The organism is Streptomyces sp. NPDC101227 (assembly GCF_044767545.1).
Classification (GTDB): domain Bacteria; phylum Actinomycetota; class Actinomycetes; order Streptomycetales; family Streptomycetaceae; genus Streptomyces.
This window is the reverse complement of the sequence record NZ_JBIWOD010000021.1, coordinates 142048-157904: the sequence shown is the minus strand read 5'-3', so window position 1 is coordinate 157904 and position 15857 is coordinate 142048. Positions and strand designations below refer to the sequence as shown.

The 15857-nt window shown below is 70.5% G+C and carries 14 protein-coding genes; 5 read left to right on the top strand and 9 right to left on the bottom strand.

Going from position 1 to position 15857, the window contains the following annotated elements; translation table 11 throughout:
* A partial coding sequence (locus ACIRPT_RS35045; RefSeq protein ID WP_403834743.1) for a cbb3-type cytochrome c oxidase subunit I occupies window positions 1-597 on the bottom strand: 597 nt, incomplete at its 3' end.
* Window positions 594-1556 carry a cytochrome c oxidase subunit II gene (gene coxB, locus ACIRPT_RS35040; RefSeq protein ID WP_403834740.1) on the bottom strand — a complete coding sequence of 321 codons (963 nt, stop codon included), beginning with the start codon at window positions 1554-1556 and terminating at the stop codon, window positions 594-596. The genes coxB and ACIRPT_RS35045, both read right to left, overlap by 4 nt.
* Before the next feature lie 307 nt (window positions 1557-1863).
* Here coxB and ACIRPT_RS35035 point away from each other — a divergent pair, with 307 nt between their 5' ends.
* On the top strand, window positions 1864-3273 hold the full coding sequence (locus ACIRPT_RS35035; RefSeq protein WP_403834737.1) for a cysteine desulfurase/sulfurtransferase TusA family protein: 1410 nt from the start codon (window positions 1864-1866) through the stop codon (window positions 3271-3273).
* 15 nt (window positions 3274-3288) lie between these two features.
* On the opposite strand, the gene ACIRPT_RS35030 is transcribed toward ACIRPT_RS35035, so the two are convergent.
* Complete coding sequence (locus tag ACIRPT_RS35030) at window positions 3289-4263, bottom strand: carbohydrate kinase family protein (protein WP_403834734.1); 975 nt, start codon at window positions 4261-4263, stop codon at window positions 3289-3291.
* Between the two features lie 159 nt (window positions 4264-4422).
* Between ACIRPT_RS35030 and ACIRPT_RS35025 the strand changes: the two genes are divergently transcribed.
* Together ACIRPT_RS35025 and ACIRPT_RS35020 are read left to right on the top strand one after the other, a co-directional pair.
* Window positions 4423-4653: a hypothetical protein gene (locus ACIRPT_RS35025; RefSeq protein WP_403509600.1), complete on the top strand. Its 231-nt coding sequence runs from the start codon at window positions 4423-4425 to the stop codon at window positions 4651-4653.
* A gap of 158 nt (window positions 4654-4811) precedes the next feature.
* Window positions 4812-6293, top strand: a complete 1482-nt coding sequence (locus ACIRPT_RS35020; protein ID WP_403509597.1) for a hypothetical protein — start codon at window positions 4812-4814, stop codon at window positions 6291-6293.
* 86 nt (window positions 6294-6379) lie between these two features.
* Here ACIRPT_RS35020 and ACIRPT_RS35015 read toward each other — a convergent pair whose 3' ends face one another.
* Together ACIRPT_RS35015 and erpA are read right to left on the bottom strand one after the other, a co-directional pair.
* Entirely contained in the window at window positions 6380-6964 is a 585-nt protein-coding gene (locus ACIRPT_RS35015) for a MepB family protein (RefSeq protein WP_403834731.1), read from the bottom strand.
* A 117-nt stretch (window positions 6965-7081) separates the two neighbouring features.
* The gene (gene erpA, locus ACIRPT_RS35010; RefSeq protein ID WP_030070025.1) at window positions 7082-7438 is read right to left on the bottom strand and encodes an iron-sulfur cluster insertion protein ErpA; all 357 of its coding nucleotides are present in this window, start codon (window positions 7436-7438) and stop codon (window positions 7082-7084) included.
* 457 nt (window positions 7439-7895) lie between these two features.
* Here erpA and nadA point away from each other — a divergent pair, with 457 nt between their 5' ends.
* The gene (nadA, locus tag ACIRPT_RS35005) at window positions 7896-9095 is read left to right on the top strand and encodes a quinolinate synthase NadA (protein ID WP_403509592.1); all 1200 of its coding nucleotides are present in this window, start codon (window positions 7896-7898) and stop codon (window positions 9093-9095) included.
* A gap of 109 nt (window positions 9096-9204) precedes the next feature.
* On the opposite strand, the gene ACIRPT_RS35000 is transcribed toward nadA, so the two are convergent.
* Complete coding sequence (locus ACIRPT_RS35000) at window positions 9205-9339, bottom strand: hypothetical protein (RefSeq protein WP_403834727.1); 135 nt, start codon at window positions 9337-9339, stop codon at window positions 9205-9207.
* A gap of 74 nt (window positions 9340-9413) precedes the next feature.
* On the bottom strand, window positions 9414-10850 hold the full coding sequence (locus ACIRPT_RS34995; RefSeq protein WP_403834724.1) for an MFS transporter: 1437 nt from the start codon (window positions 10848-10850) through the stop codon (window positions 9414-9416).
* A gap of 228 nt (window positions 10851-11078) precedes the next feature.
* Here ACIRPT_RS34995 and ACIRPT_RS34990 point away from each other — a divergent pair, with 228 nt between their 5' ends.
* Window positions 11079-11948: a helix-turn-helix transcriptional regulator gene (locus tag ACIRPT_RS34990; RefSeq protein ID WP_403834722.1), complete on the top strand. Its 870-nt coding sequence runs from the start codon at window positions 11079-11081 to the stop codon at window positions 11946-11948.
* Window positions 11949-12067: 119 nt separating this feature from the next.
* On the opposite strand, the gene ACIRPT_RS34985 is transcribed toward ACIRPT_RS34990, so the two are convergent.
* Window positions 12068-12376 (bottom strand): hypothetical protein, encoded by a 309-nt coding sequence (locus ACIRPT_RS34985; RefSeq protein WP_403509582.1) that lies wholly within the window; start codon window positions 12374-12376, stop codon window positions 12068-12070.
* A gap of 258 nt (window positions 12377-12634) precedes the next feature.
* Window positions 12635-15823: an efflux RND transporter permease subunit gene (locus tag ACIRPT_RS34980; RefSeq protein WP_403834719.1), complete on the bottom strand. Its 3189-nt coding sequence runs from the start codon at window positions 15821-15823 to the stop codon at window positions 12635-12637.
* Window positions 15824-15857: the final 34 nt, after the last annotated feature.

The window sequence follows — 15857 nt, the reverse complement described above, 5'->3', positions numbered from 1 at the left end:
ACGCATGCAGATGATCGTGGTGATGAAGTTGACCGAACCGAGGATCGTGCCGAAGCCGGAGAAGGCCAGACCCATGATCCACATATCGGCGCCGACGCCCGGCGAGCGGACCGCGTCCGACAGCGGGGAGTAGGCGAACCAGCCGAAGTCGGCCGCACCCTGCGGGGTGAGGAAGCCGGCCACCGCGATCAGCGAGCCGAAGAGGTACAGCCAGTACGCGAACATGTTCAGCCGCGGGAACGCCACGTCGGGCGCGCCGATCTGCAGCGGCATGATCCAGTTCGCGAACCCGGCGAACAGCGGCGTCGCGAACATCAGCAGCATGATCGTGCCGTGCATCGTGAACGCCTGGTTGAACTGCTCGTTCGTCATGATCTGCTCGCCGGGGCGGGCCAGCTCGGCGCGCATGAGCAGCGCCATCAGGCCGCCGACGCAGAAGAACGCGAACGACGTTGCCAGGTACATCGTGCCGATGGTCTTGTGGTCAGTGGTCGTGAGCCACTTGACCGCGGCGATACCCGGTTGCTTCTTGCGTACGGGCGGTGCTGCCGGAGCCGTATCGGCGGCGGCACCCTGAGGTTCGTTGAGGATGCTCACGTGTTCTTCGTCTCCGCATTCCTGGCGTGATCCGTCTGCTTGATGCCCGACGGCAGGTATCCGGTCTGGCCCTTCTTCGCCAGGTCCTTCAGGTGCTCCCGGTACTTAGCCGGAGAGACGACCTTGACGTTGAAGAGCATCCGGGAGTGGTCGACGCCGCAGAGCTCGGCGCACTTGCCCATGAAGGTGCCCTCCTTGTTGGGGGTCACCTCGAAGACATTGGTGTGGCCCGGGATGACGTCCTGCTTCATCAGGAACGGCACCACCCAGAAGGAGTGGATGACGTCACGCGACGTGAGGACGAACTGAACGGTCTCGCCCTTCGGCAGCCACAGGGTCGGGCCGGGGTTGCCGGTCTGCGGGTTCTTCGTACCCGGGGTGCCCGTGTCGTAGACGCCGTCGGCGCCGGCCGGCGCGGACTTCTTCCACTTGTCCGGGATGGCGGAGAGTTCAGGGGAGTTGATACCCGTGGTCGACTTGTCGCCGTCCACGTTCTCCAAGTAGTTGAACGCCCAGCTCCACTGGAAGCCCACCACGTTGATGACGTGGTCCGGCTTCTTGGAAGTCTTCAGAACTGCGCTCTCATCGCGCGCGGTGAAGTAGAAAAGCACCGCGATGATGATGAACGGGACGATCGTGTACAACGCCTCGATGGGCATGTTGTAACGCGTCTGTGTGGGGACCTCCACCTTGGTCCTGCTGCGGCGGTGGAAGATCACGCTCCAGATGATCAGGCCCCAGACCAGCACGCCCGTTGCGAGGGCGGCGGCCCAGGAGCCCTGCCAAAGAGAGAGGATCCGCGGCGCCTCGTCGGTGACGGGCGTTGGCATGCCGAGGCGGGGGAAGTCCTTATATGTGCAACCAGTAGCGGTCGCCAGGACCAGGCCCGCAGCAAGCACCTGCGGCAGCTTCCGCCGCATCGGGCGCCGCGACGAGCGGTCGGAGCCGTTGGGACTCACGTAGCGCCTTCCCGAGAGTCTCGCCCGCGCGGTCGGCTGCGGCCTTACTCGCTGGTCGGTCGCCGCCCTGCGTCGGGCAGGGGTTTGGATGTTTATGCGGACCAAACCCTACTGGACGCTATTTGGGGTCGCGCGGGGAGGGTGCCCAACGCGCCGCGAGCCACCCCGATGGGGTGGGCGTGTCCCTCCCGGGCCCCCCTCCGGACCCTCGAATGCCCCCTCCCACCAGGCATCTGACGGCGTGCCCGACTCCACGCCCGGCCCGTTCCCCCGCCGGGCCCGGGACCGGTGTTCTACCGTCTCGTACGTGCCCTACTTCGACGCCGCGTCCGCCGCCCCGCTGCATCCCGTCGCCCGGGAGGCCCTGCTCGCCTCTCTGGACGAGGGGTGGGCCGACCCCGCCCGCCTCTACCGGGAGGGCCGGCGGGCCCGGCTGCTGCTGGACGCGGCGCGGGAGGCCGCGGCGGAGGCGGTGGGCTGCCGCCCCGACGAGCTGGTTTTCACCCCTTCGGGGACGCAGGCGGTACATTCCGGGATTTTCGGGGCACTGGCCGCCCGTCGGCGTGTCGGCCGCCGTCTGCTGCACTCCGCCGTCGAGCACTCCTCCGTACTGCACGCCGCCGAGGTCCATGAGGCGGCCGGCGGCACGGCGGCGGCAGTGGGCGTGGACCGTACGGGCCGGATCGCGGCCGGGGACTTCGGTGCCGCGCTGCTGCCCGGCACCGCGCTCGCCTGCCTGCAGTCCGCCAACCACGAGGTGGGAACCGAACAGCCGGTCGAGGAGGTAGCGGAGCTCTGCCAGGAGGCGGGGGTGCCCCTCCTGGTGGACGCGGCACAGTCGCTGCCCTGGGGGCCGGTGCCCGGGGCCTGGTCGCTGATGGCGGCGAGCGCCCACAAATGGGGCGGCCCGCCCGGCGTCGGCCTGCTCGCCATCCGCAAGGGCACGCGCTTCGCGCCCCAGGGGCCCCTGGACGAGCGGGAGTCGGGCCGCGCGCCCGGGTTCGGCAATCTCCCGGCGATCGTGGCCGCGGCCGCCGCGCTGCGGGCCCTGCGCGTGGAGGCGGGGACCGAACGGGACGAAGCGGCCCGGCTGCGGGGGCTGGTGGAGCGGATTCGTGCCCGCGTACCGGAGCTGGTTCCCGATGTGGAGGTGGTCGGCGACCCGGAGCACCGCCTCCCGCACCTGGTCACCTTCTCCTGCCTCTATGTCGACGGAGAGATCCTGCTGCAGGAACTCGACCGCGCGGGCTTCTCGGTGTCGTCCGGATCCTCCTGCACGTCCAGCACCCTGACGCCGAGCCATGTGCTGCGCGCGATGGGCGTGCTGTCCGAGGGGAATGTCCGGGTATCGCTCCCCTACGGGACGCCCGAGGCGGATGTGGAGCGGTTTTTGGAGGTGCTGCCGGGGACGGTGCGGTCGGTGCGGGAGCGGCTGGGGGTGCCGACGGAGAGGCCGGCGCCAGCCGGCGCGGGGGAATCCGTGGCCGAGGAGTCCGCGCTGGTGGTCGACGCCCTCGGCGAGCGCTGCCCGGTTCCGGTCATCGAGCTGGGCAGGGCCATCGGCCGGGTACGGGTGGGCGGCACCGTCACCGTGCTGTCGGACGACGAGGTCTCGGCCGTGGACATTCCGGCGTGGTGCTGGACGCAGCAGCAGGAGTACGTGGGGCAGGAAGCGGCGGACCAAGGCGTCGCCTATGTGGTCCGCCGCTCCGTGTGACGTCCGCTCAGGTCCTCAGACGAGGTGCGTCTGGACCTCGGCCGCGGCGTCGTGGCCGTAGGCCTTGGTGAAGCGGTCCATGAAGTGGCTGCGGTGCAGCTCGTACTCCTGGGTGCCGACGGTCTCGATGACCAGCGTCGCCAGCATGCAGCCGATCTGCGCGGCGCGCTCCAGGCCGACGCCCCAGGCGAGGCCGGAGAGGAAGCCGGCGCGGAAGGCGTCGCCGACGCCGGTCGGGTCGGCCTTGACCTTCTCCTCGGGGACGCCGACCTCGATGGCGGGCTCGCCGACCCGCTCGATGCGGACGCCGTTGGAGCCGAGGGTGGTGACCCGGGTGCCGACCTTGGCGAGGATCTCCTCGGCGGTCCAGCCGGTCTTGGACTCGATCAGGCCCTTCTCGTACTCGTTGGAGAAGAGGTAGGCCGCGCCCTCCATCAGGGTGCGGATGCCCTCGCCGTCCATCCGGGCGATCTGCTGGGAGAAGTCGGCGGCGAAGGGGATACCGCGGCTGCGGCACTCCTCGGTGTGCCGGATCATCGCCTCGGGGTCGTCCGCGCCGATCAGGACGAGGTCCAGCCCGCCGACCCGCTCGGCCACGTGCTGGAGCTCGATCAGCCGGGCCTCGCTCATGGCGCCGGTGTAGAAGGAGCCGATCTGGTTGTGGTCGGCGTCGGTGGTGCACACGAAGCGGGCGGTGTGCAGCACCTCGGAGATGCGTACGGAGCGGGTGTCGACACCGTGCCGGTCGAGCCAGGCGCGGTACTCCTCGAAGTCGTTGCCCGCGGCACCGACCAGGATCGGCTGGATGCCGAGCTGGCCCATGCCGAAGCAGATGTTGGGGGCGACGCCGCCGCGGCGGACGTCGAGCTGGTCGACGAGGAAGGAGAGGGAGACCGTATGCAGCTGGTCGGCGACCAACTGGTCGGCGAAGCGGCCGGGGAAGGTCATCAGATGGTCGGTGGCGATGGAGCCGGAGACTGCGATACGCACGGCTGGTCTGCTCCTGCGGAAGGCGGAGGGACGGGCGGACGTAGGACAACGCTACCGGGCACAGCGCCGTACCACCCGGTCATCCCGGACGATTGGACATACTGAAACTACCCAATAGTAGGTCTTTCTTCGCGGAAGGCGGCTGCGTACGGTGCCCCTATGACCAAGCCTGTGAACGCCGTCACACCGTCCGCGGTACATTCCGCCTCCGCCACGGCCGACCCTGAGTCGCTCGACCAGCTGCGCGGCGACTGCGCGCGGATGGCGCCGCGCTTCCGGGCCCGGCGGTCCGGTGCCCCCGCGCCGGGCAAGGCATCGGATCTGCACGGGGTCTCCGTCCCGGCGAAGTCGGCCGCGCTCGTCGACGGGATGTCCGAGTACGGCGACTGAGTGACCGCGACCGGCGTACCGGCGACCGGGTAGCCCGGGGAGGGAACCACCCGCGCCCCGGCTCCGTCCCATCGACGTCCAGACCTCAGGGAAGCCGGCCTTCCGGCTTCCTGGAGGATGGCACGGCAGATGTTCAGCGGAGCTGAAGGAGCGATGCGGTGAACACCGAGGACAACGAGGACACCGGGGCGACCCCGAAGAGCCCGGAGCCCGAAGCGCGCAGGCGGCCGAGCCGGCTCGTGATCGCCTCGATGGCCGCAGCGGTGCTGATCGCCGGGGGCGGCGCGGCGTACTGGGCCTCGTCCGCGGCCGGCGACAAGGACGCCCCGACCGGGGCCGCGGCCAAGGGCAACCCGCCGCCGCTGGCCCTCGACGGCTACACCGGCGGCGGGATCGCGGCCGGCGAGCCCAATCCGCAGGGCGCGCACTACAAGGCGGTGAAGAAGCTGCCCGACGGGCCGGACTCGGCGCCGGTGTACCGGCCGAAGGGGCAGATCGGCAAGGCGGCCGTGGAACGGCTGGCGAAGGCGCTGGATGTGGCCGGAAAGGTCCGGTCGGAGGGCAATGCCTGGAAGGTCGGCGGGCTGACGCGGGATGCCCGTAGCCCCGTGCTCCAGGTCAACAAGACCGGCTCGGGGGCGTGGACGTACTCGCAGTACGGCACGCCGGGCGGGACGAACTGCGCGCTGCCCGACAAGGGCACCTCGTCGAACCGGCCCGGCTGCCCCTCGTACCGCGGTGGCGGGGAAGCGTCCACCGAGGACGACGGAAGCGGCAAGGGCGCGGTCTCGGCGGAGAAGGCCAAGCAGGCCGTGCGGCCGGCGCTCAAGGCGCTCGGCCAGCAGGACGCGAAGCTGGATGCGAGCGGGCTGTCCGGCGCGGTGCGGATCGTGACCGCGGACCCGGTGTTCGGCGGGCTGCCGACGTACGGCTGGCAGAGCGATCTCCAGGTCGGCTCGGACGGTCAAGTGGTCGGCGGCAGCGGCCAGTTGGCGCGTCCGGTCAAGGGCGCCGACTATCCCGTGATGAGCGCCGACCAGACCCTGGACCGGCTGAATTCCGGCGGCGGCCGCAACCCGGCCCCCTGCCCCTCGACGCCTCCGGAGGAGAAGAGCCACAAGCCGATCGCACCGTGCGAGCCCTCGCCGACGAAGGGCCAGCGGCCGACCGAGGTGACCGGCGCGGTCTTCGGGCTCGCGGTGGAGTACGTGGACGGCGGGCAGGCGCTGGTGCCGTCGTGGCTGTACCGGGTGCGGCAGCCGGGCGCCGATGACGGCCCCGACGCCACCTCGATCGTGGCGCCCCCCGCGGTGAACCCGAAGTATCTGGCGCACAAGGACCGGACGCCGGAGGTCCCGTCCGGGAAGCCCGGCGTGATGGCGCTGGAGTCGTACGACGTGAGCGGCGGCGGCCGGAAGCTGACCGTGCACTTCTGGGGCGGCGTGTGCAGCGTCTACTCGGTGAGCGCCGAGGAGTCGGGCACGACGGTGAAGACCAAGGTCGTCGGCCGGGACAAGAAGCCGCACCAGATCTGCGTGAAGATCGCCAAGCAGTTCACCAAGTCGGTGACGCTGAAGAAGCCGCTGGACGGCCGCAAGGTGATCGACGTCTCGACCGGCAGGTCGGTACCGAAGCAGTAGCGCCAGGTCAGGGCCTGAGGGAATGGCCTGAGGGAAATGCGATCAAGAACGGCGGCTGTGGGGCGCGGTGCCCCGCAGCCGCCGCTTTACGGCCGGTAGAGCGCCCGGGCGCGGGTGGCGTCGAAGGCGCCGTCCGTGCCGCCCGTGCCGCTGATCCCCAGGAAGTGCTCCAGCTGCCACCGCTGCGTGGTGCGGGCCTGGCGGTTCACCGTGGTGACCCACGGCGGGTAGACGCGGAAGGCCCGCTTACCGCCGGCGCCGTCCCTCGAGACGATGCCCCGTTCGCGGAGCGCGTCCCGCGAGAAGACGAACTGCCCGAAGTGGCCGCCGTCCCGGGTGCTGATGACGAAGAGATCGACGGGGTCGGCGGAGTCGAAGGGCCGGATCGGCCCGCTCGCCGACCGCTGCCACACCGTGACGAACTGGCCGATCTTCGTCGGGGTGATCTTGGCCGCCCGGAACCTCACCGAAAGGCCGTCCAGGGTGAAGGCGTACGCCCCGTATTCGGCGCTCTCCGCCTCGGGCTGCGGAGGGGAGCAGGCGAACCCGCTCGGGTCGTAGACCAGCGTCTTCGCGGCGAGCAGGTCGCCGTGGACCGGCCCCCCGCCGGGCCAGGGCCCGGCCGCGGGCGCACCGGCGGCCGGCGCGGAAATTTCATGATCCTTCGCCATTGCCCCATCGTGTCATCCCCGGCCGGCGGGCCGCGCCGAGGGCCGCCGCCCGGGAACGCCGAAGGCGGCGCTCCCCCACCAGGGGGCGCGCCGCCTTCGTACCCGCCGCTCCGCAGCTCAGCTGAAGGAGTCGCCGCAGGCGCAGGAGCCCGTGGCGTTCGGGTTGTCGATCGTGAAGCCCTGCTTCTCGATGGTGTCGACGAAGTCGATGGAGGCGCCGCCGAGGTAGGGGGCACTCATCCGGTCGGTGACGACCTTGACGCCGTCGAAGTCCTTGACCACATCGCCGTCGAGCGAGCGCTCGTCGAAGAAGAGCTGGTAGCGCAGTCCGGAGCAGCCGCCGGGCTGGACCGCCACCCGCAGCGCGAGGTCGTCCCGGCCTTCCTGCTCCAGCAGGCTCTTGACCTTCGACGCGGCCGCGTCGGACAGGATGATGCCGTCGCTGACGGTGGTCTTCTCGTCCTGAACGCTCATCTACATCTCTCCCGGGTTGTACGGACCGCTTGCCCTCGGCTGCAACCGAAGGACCCCCGGATCTATTCCGGCAGCGCCCAACTTGTCCTTGGCCTTCGTTCTTCATGCTCGCACATGACCGGGCGTACTCAGGTGGCTGCCTGGTCACACGGAGAGGCGGGAGGGGCGAAGCCCCAGCAAGGAGGGCGCGGAGCCGTCGCGGGAAGGGCGCGGAGCCCTCGCGGGAAGGGCGCGGAGCCCTCGCGGGAAAGGGGCGGAGCCGTAGCGGGAGGGGGGCGGAGCGGCAACGGGAAGGGGACGCCGCCGTAAAACGCAAGGGGAAGGCGGATGCGTCACATCGACACAATGGCCATCGTCAAAGTGACGTGAAGCGGTTATGATAGATAGCGTCAAATAGACGAAAAGGCAGTCCGTCCGAGAGGGCGGCTGCCTAAGAGCTGTCTGCGAAGAAGAGAGGGTGCGTGTCGTGACCACCGCCCAGCCCCTGGACGTCCAGCCGACCCCGCTGGCGCTGCTCCTCCTCGGCCGGGAGGCCGACCCGAAGAGCGAGCGCGGCGTGGAGTGTCCCGGCGACCTGCCGGCCCCGTCCGACCCCGACCTCGTCGAGCGCGCCCGCGCCGCCAAGGAGAAGCTCGGCGACAGGGTCTTCGTCCTGGGGCACCACTACCAGCGCGACGAGGTCATCGAGTTCGCCGATGTGACCGGCGACTCCTTCAAGCTCGCGCGGGACGCGGCCGCCCGTCCGGACGCGGAGTACATCGTCTTCTGCGGCGTCCACTTCATGGCCGAGTCGGCCGACATCCTCACCGGCGACGACCAGCAGGTCATCCTCCCCGACCTCGCCGCCGGCTGCTCCATGGCCGATATGGCGACGGCGGAGCAGGTCGCCGAGTGCTGGGACGTGCTGACCGAGGCGGGCGTCGCCGACCAGGTGGTCCCCGTCTCGTACATGAACTCCTCCGCCGACATCAAGGCCTTCACCGGCAAGCACGGCGGCACGATCTGCACCTCCTCCAACGCCAAGCGCGCCCTGGACTGGGCCTTCGAGCAGGGCGAGCCCGGCACAACAAAGGTCCTCTTCCTGCCCGACCAGCACCTGGGCCGTAACACCGCCGTCCGCGACATGGGCATGTCGCTGGACGACTGTGTGCTCTACAACCCCCACAAGCCGAACGGCGGTCTGACCGCCGAGCAGCTGCGGGCCGCGAAGATGATCCTGTGGCGCGGGCACTGCTCCGTCCACGGCCGCTTCTCGCTGGACTCCGTCAACGACGTCCGCGCCCGCATACCCGGCGTGAACGTCCTCGTCCACCCCGAGTGCAAGCACGAGGTCGTGGCCGCGGCGGACTACGTCGGCTCGACGGAATACATCATCAAGGCCCTCGAGGCGGCCCCGCGCGGCTCGAAGTGGGCCATCGGTACGGAACTGAACCTGGTCCGCCGCCTCGCCAACCGCTTCGCCGCGGAGGACAAGGAGATCGTCTTCCTCGACAAGACGGTCTGCTTCTGCTCGACCATGAACCGCATCGACCTCCCCCACCTGGTGTGGACCCTGGAGTCGCTGGCCGCCGGCAAGGTGGTCAACCGGATCGAGGTCGACAAGGAGACCGAGAGCTTCGCGAAACTGGCGCTGGAGCGGATGCTGGCGCTGCCGTAGTTGCCGCAGGCAAGCCGACGGACGCCGCGGGGCGCCCCTTCTTCGGGAGGGGCGCCCCACGGTCGTTACGGGTGGATCCGACCCTCGTCACGGGTGGATCCGACCCTCGTCACGGGTAGATCTGCTGACGGCAGGCGCGGCGGCAGGTCTTGCCGTCGAGTACGGTCTCCGCCTCGGCGAGCGACCTCTCCTCGTTGTCGTCCGCCGGCGCGGACCCGCAGCCGGGTGCCACCCTTCGCGGCACCAACTCGATGCTTCTCGCGGCACGTTGGCACCTGCTGGCCTGCGCTCGTCAGGTTGGCCACGGCCCGGCACGCACTAGCTTCGGTCCCGCGGCAGGAGCCAGGCGGCCAGTGCGGTCGTCACGCAGAGCGTGAGGCCCGCCGCGAGGAGGCTCTGGTGCATGCCGGGGAGGGAGAATTCCTCGCCCGTGCCGTCGCCCGCGAGCAGCACGCCGAAGAGCGCGACGGCCAGGGCGCCGCCCGTCTGGCGGAAGGCGTTGAGCAGACCGGAGGCCGTGCCGACGCGGTGGCCGGGGACGGCGTCCATGAGCAGGGCGGTGAGCGCGGGGACGGCCAGCGCGCCGCCCATGCCCGTGGGGATCAGGAGGATCACGACCAGCCAGAGCGGGGTGTGGGCCGTCAGCGGGAGCAGGACGAACATCGCCAGGGCCATCACCGCCTGACCCACCAGGATGACCGTGCGGCGGCCCAGACGTTCCGCCAGGCGCGGGGAGACGACGTTCATCGCCGTGGTGACGACGGCCAGGGGGACGAACATCAGGCCCGCCGCCGTGCCGGTCATGCCGCGCAGCTGCTGGTAGTAGAGGCCGAGCAGGAAGACCGCACCGTAGAAGCCGACGTTCGCGGCGAAGCCGGCCACGAGGGGCACGGCCACCTGGCGCTGCCGCAGCATGCCGAGCGGGACCATCGGCGCGCGGTGTCGCTTCTCGGTGGCGTAAAAGGCGAAGGCGGCGGCGATCGCGACGGAGAACGCGGCGAGGACGGGTACGGAGGTCCAGCCCAGGTGTCCGCCCTCGATCACCCCGTACGCGAGGCCGGCGAGGGCGAGGACGGCGGTGGCCTGTCCCGCCAGGTCGAGGGGGGCGGGGCGGCGCGGGGAGGCGGCGGTGCGCACGAGGAGCGCCAGGATCACGGCGCCTATCGGGAGGTTCAGCAGGAAGACGGTGCGCCAGCCCCACGCCTCCGTGAGGACGCCGCCGAGCACCGGTCCGGCCGCCAGGGCGACGGAGCCGCCCACCGTCCACAGCGCGATGGCGCGGGCGCGGCGGCGCGGGTCGTCGTAGGCCTGCCGTATCAGCGCGAGCGAGGCGGGCATGACGACCGCCGCCGCGCCGCCCTGTACGACGCGCGCCGCGATGAGCGAGCCGATGCCGGGGGCGAGGGCGCAGCCGAGGGAGGCGAGGGTGAACAGGGCAACTCCCCAGCCGTACGCGCGCCGCGCACCGGCCCGGTCGGCGAGGGCGCCGGCGGAGAGCATCAGCGCGGCGAACATCAGCGTGTAGGCGTCGACGACCCACTGCAGTCCGGCCATGCCGCCGTGGAGGGAGTTTCGGATGGCGGGCAGCGCGATGTTGACGGCGGAGACGTCGATGGTGATGACGGTGAAGCCGAGAAGGGAGGCGATCAGCGCGACGGAGGAGGCCGGGGACGAGGCCGACGGCGACGACGGCACGTGCGGGCGCGCCGCGGGTGGCGCGGGCCGTTGCGGTCGTACTGCGGTGGGGGACGACATGGACGAGGACCTCCTGCGGGGCGCGGGACGAGGCGCGGGCGGCGCCGTCCACCGCGTCCGCGGCCCGGCGACATGCGCCCCCTGGGACCGCGGTGGCCGGGCCGCCCGCAACGGTGACCAGTCTGTCCGGCCGGGCGGCGCGGTGGCAGGCCGTGGTTCACCGGGGTGCCGCGTTCCTGGCCCTGACACGGCCCCCCACCCACGGCGGCCACCAGGGACAATGAGGGAATGGCAGAGGCTACGGAACTGGGCAGATATCTTCGGGCGCGACGGGCCCGGATCACTCCCGAGGAAGCGGGGCTGCCCGCGGGCACCGGGATCCGTCGCACACCGGGTCTGCGCCGCGAGGAGTTGGCGACGCTGGCGGGCGTGAGCGTGGACTATTACACGCGACTTGAGCGCGGGCGCGAGACCAACCCGTCGCCGGCCGTGATCGACGCCCTCGGCCGCGCCCTGCGGCTGCGCGGAGACGCCCACGAGCGGCTGCACGACCTTGCCGAACTCTCCTCGGGGCGCTTCACGCAGCCGCTTCCGACCACGGAGCAGACGGTGCGCGAGTCCGTTCTGCACATGCTGGAGGCGCTGCGTCCGCTGCCCGCGTACGTCGTCAGCCCGCACAGTTACATGCTGGCCGCCAACCCGGCGGGACGGCGCCTGATGCCCGGTCTGTGGGACTGGCCGCCGGAGCAGCGCAATGTCACGCGGTATCTGTTCCTGCATCCCGTGGGGCGCACTCTCTACGTGCCCTGGGAGGAGACCGTCGCCCAGTCGGTGGCACATCTGCGGGCGGTCGGCGGCGCCGACCCGGACGTGCCCCAGCTGGCCGCTCTGGTGGGGGAACTCCTGCTGAAGTCACCGGACTTCGCGCGACTGTGGGAGCGCTACGACGTGCGGGAGCGCGGCGGCGGCACCAAGAATTTCGCGCACCCGAAGGTCGGCGCGATGACACTCTCGTACGAGGTCATGCAGCTGGCCCGGACGGGCGGACAGCGGCTCGTGGTCTATCAGGCTCCGCCCGGCAGCGCGGACGAGGCGGCGATGCTGCGGCTGGAGCCGGCGGCGGGTGCGGCCGGTGCGTCCCGGGGGCCCGAGTCGTAGGCCTGTGCCGGAGGGGGTGCTCGGGGGAAAAGGGTGACCCCACTCCTCACGAGGTCTGCTGAGCAAAAGAAAGGGTCCCGGCGCCAGGCCTGTGGCCAGGAAGCCGGGACCCCTTTCGCTTACTTCTCGCCGCCGCCGCCGACCATGTTGTTGCAGCCCATGCTCGAGCCCATCGCGGTCGACTGGGAGCCGGCGGCGCCCTCGCCGTTGAGCGCGTTGGCCAGCAGGCCGTTCGCGACCCCGACCTCGCCGAGGACGTCGACGTTCAGGTCGTGCGACCGGCACGAGCTGCCCGACTTGACGTCCCACGACGTGCCGCCCCTCCCGCCGCCGTACTTGCCGCCATCGGCGGAGGCGGTGCCGGCGCCGAGGAGGGCGACGCTGCCGAGGACGGCGGCCACGACGGCAGCCCTGTGAAGCTTGCTCATGGTCATCTCCGGTGATTGAACAGATGCGATCAGCGACTGATCGACTTCGTACAGTAATCAGAGGCTAATAGGGAAATATCCGGCAATCGCTGAGCGACGCGCCGAACCCTCATGGGCCGTCACACACGGGTGGGGGCCCGGGAGATGACCGCCGGCCTCCCGCCGCATGCGCCACCGGGGCCGCCGACGGCGAAAGCCCCCGCGGCCGTGGGATACGGCCGCGGGGGCTTTCGTCAGGGAGTCAGCGGATCGGGGTGGTCACACCCCCGCCGGCTCCGGAGTGCGCTCGGCCTCCTCGGTCGGCGCGCCGTCCTTCTCGGCGCGCTTGGCTGCCTTCTTCTTCGCCCGGCGCTCCTTGCGGAGTTCGATGATCGCGTAGAGCGTCGGGACGAGGAGGAGGGTCAGGAGGGTGGAGGTGATCAGGCCGCCGATCACGACCACCGCGAGCGGCTGGGATATGAAGCCGCCGTCGCCGGTGATCGACAGCGCCATCGGGAGCAGCGCCATGATCGTGGCCAGGGCCGTCATCAGGATGGGGCGCAGACGGTGCCGGCCGCCCTCGATGACGGCGTCGACGACGGAGTAGCCCTGCGAGCGGTACTGGTTGATCAGGTCGATCAGCACGATGGCGTTGGTGACCACGATGCCGATCAGCATCAGCATGCCGATCATCGCCGGGACGCCCAGCGGGGTGCCGGTGGCGACCAGCAGGCCGATCGCGCCCGTTGCCGCGAACGGGATGGAGATGAGGAGGATCAGCGGCTGGACGATGGACTTGAAGGTGCCCACCAGCAGCATGAAGACGATGGCGATGGCCGCGAGCATGGCCAGGCCCAGGGACGAGAAGGCGTCGGTCTGGTCCTGGGAGACGCCGCCGATGGTGGCCGTGGCGCCGTCCGGCAGCTTCAGGTCGTTGATCTTGGACTGGAGCTTGGTGCTGACCGCGCCGGTGTTGTCGCCGGTCGGCTTGGCGCTGATGGTCGCCGAGCGGGCGCCGTCGATGCGGGTCATCTGGACCGGGCCGGGGACCGTCTTGACGGTGGCGATGGTGCCGAGCTTGACCATGCCCGACGGGGTCGGGACGGCGAGGTTCTTCAGCTGGGCCTCGGTGGTGGCCGGGTGGGCCGACTTGATCACGACATCGCGCTCGGTGTCGTCCAGGATGGCCTTGCTCTGGCTGGTGGTGCCCCGGACGGCCTGGGCGACCACGCCGCCGAGGGTGGCCTGGTTGTAACCGGCCGCCGCCGCCTTGGCGTTGGGCGTCACGGAGATCCGCGGCACGCTCTGGGCGAGGTCGCTCTGGACGTCGGTGACGTTGTCGAGCGAGGCGACGGCCTTACGGACCTGCTCGCTCGCCTTCTTCAGGACATCGGCGTCGCCGGCCTTGACGACCACGCTCAGGTCCTGGTTGCCGAAGCCGCCGCCGCCCGCGGTGACGGTGGTCTCGCCGATGGACGCGCCGAGCTTGTCGAGGCCGGCCCGCAGATCGTCGGTGACCTTGGCGGAGTCCTCGGAGTTCTCGAGCTTGACCTGGTACGACGCCTCGTTGGCGCCGCTGCCGCCGCTGAAGGCCGCCATCATGCCGGCGGAGCCGACGCTGACCTGGTAGTCCGCGATGCCGTCCGTGTCGGCGAGGAGCTTTTCGACCTTCTTGGCCTGCGCGTTGGAGGCGCCCAGGCTCGTACCGGGCTTGAGCTCCTGCTTGATGCTCAGGGTGTCCTGGTCGCCCTGGTCGAAGAAGTTGGTCTTCAGCAGCGGGCCCATGCCGAAGGTGCCGATGAGGATGACGACGGCGATGAGCAGGCTCGTGAACCGGCGGCGGGTGGCGAAGCGCAGGACCGGGACGTAGAGGCGCTGGAGGGGACTGCGGCTCTCCTTCTCCTCGGCCTTGCGGCGGAGCTCGTCGGGGGTGGTGCCCTCGGCGATCTTCGGGGCGCGCAGGAACCAGTACGACAGCACCGGCACGACCGTGAGCGAGACGATCAGGGAGGAGAGGAGGGCGACCGTGACGGTGATGGAGAAGGAGCCGAAGAGGGCGCCCACCATGCCGCCGACCACACCGATCGGGAGGAAGACCGCGACGGTGGTGAGGGTGGAGGACGTGATCGCTCCGGAGACCTCCTTGACGGCGGTGAGGATGGCCTCGCGGCGCTCCTCGCCGTAGCCCAGGTGCCGCTTGATGTTCTCCAGGACGACGATCGAGTCGTCGACGACGCGGCCGATCGCGATGGTCAGCGCGCCGAGGGTGAGCATGTTGAGGGAGAGGTCACCCGTCCACAGGACTATCAGCGTGATGACGACGGACAGCGGTATGGAGACCGCGGTGACCAGCGTCGAGCGCAGGCTGAGCAGGAAGAGGAGGATGACGATCACGGCCATGACCAGGCCGAGCAGACCCTCGGTCGTGAGCGACTCGATGGACTTGGAGACCGCCGGGCCCTGGTCGAAGGAGACCGTGACGTCGGCGCCCTTGCCGAGATCCTGACGGATCTTGGGGAGCTTGTCCTTGACCGCGTCGGAGATGGCGACGGCGCTGCCGTCCTGGGCCATCGTCATGGTGACGGCGAGGCTGGGCTTGCCGTTGGTGCGGGTGATCGAGGTCGGGGTGGCCGACTGCTCCTTGACGGTGGCGACGTCACCGAGGCGGACGGGCTTGGCCGCGCCGGCGCCGGGAGCACCGGCCCCCGCACCGCCCGCGCCCGCCGTCGGCGCGATCGTCAGGTCCTGGATCTGCTTGACGGAGGTGTAGCCCGCGCCGACCTGGACGGTCTTGCTCTTGCCGTTCTCGGAGAAGGAGCCCGCCGGGACCGACGCCCCGCCCGCGTCCAGCGCCTGGCCGAGCGCGGCGGCGTTCAGTCCGGCTGCGGCGAGCTTCTTGTCGTCGGGGGTGACCGCCACGATCCGGTCCGTGACACCGCTGACGCTGACCTGGCCGACGCCGTCGATGTTCTTCAGGCCCGGGACGACGCTGCGGTTCAGCTGGTCGGCGAGGGTCTGCTGGTCCTTGGTGTCGGAGGAGACGGCGAGGACGACGGTGGGCAGGTCGTCCGTGCCGCCGGCCACGACCTGCGGGTCGACGTCCTTGGGCAGCTTCGCGCGGGCGCGGTTGACCGCCTGCTGGACGTCGGCGACCAGCGTCTTGGAGTCATTGCCGTAGTCGAACTGCGCCATGATGACGCCCGAGCCCTCGCTCGAGGTCGAGGTGACGCCCTTGATGCCGTCGACCGCCTGGATGCCGTCCTCGAGCGGCTCGATCACCTGCTTCTCGACGACATCGGGCGAGGCACCCTGATACGGCGCCACCACGGACACCATCGGAAGGTCGATGGAGGGCAGGAGCTGCTGCTTGAGCTGCGGGATCGCGATGGCGCCGAAGGCGATCGCGACGATCGACATCAGCGCTATCAGGCCCCGTTGTACGAGGCTGAGTCGGGACAGCCAGGACATGGGTGAGGGTCTCTCTTCTGTTCAGAAAAGTCCG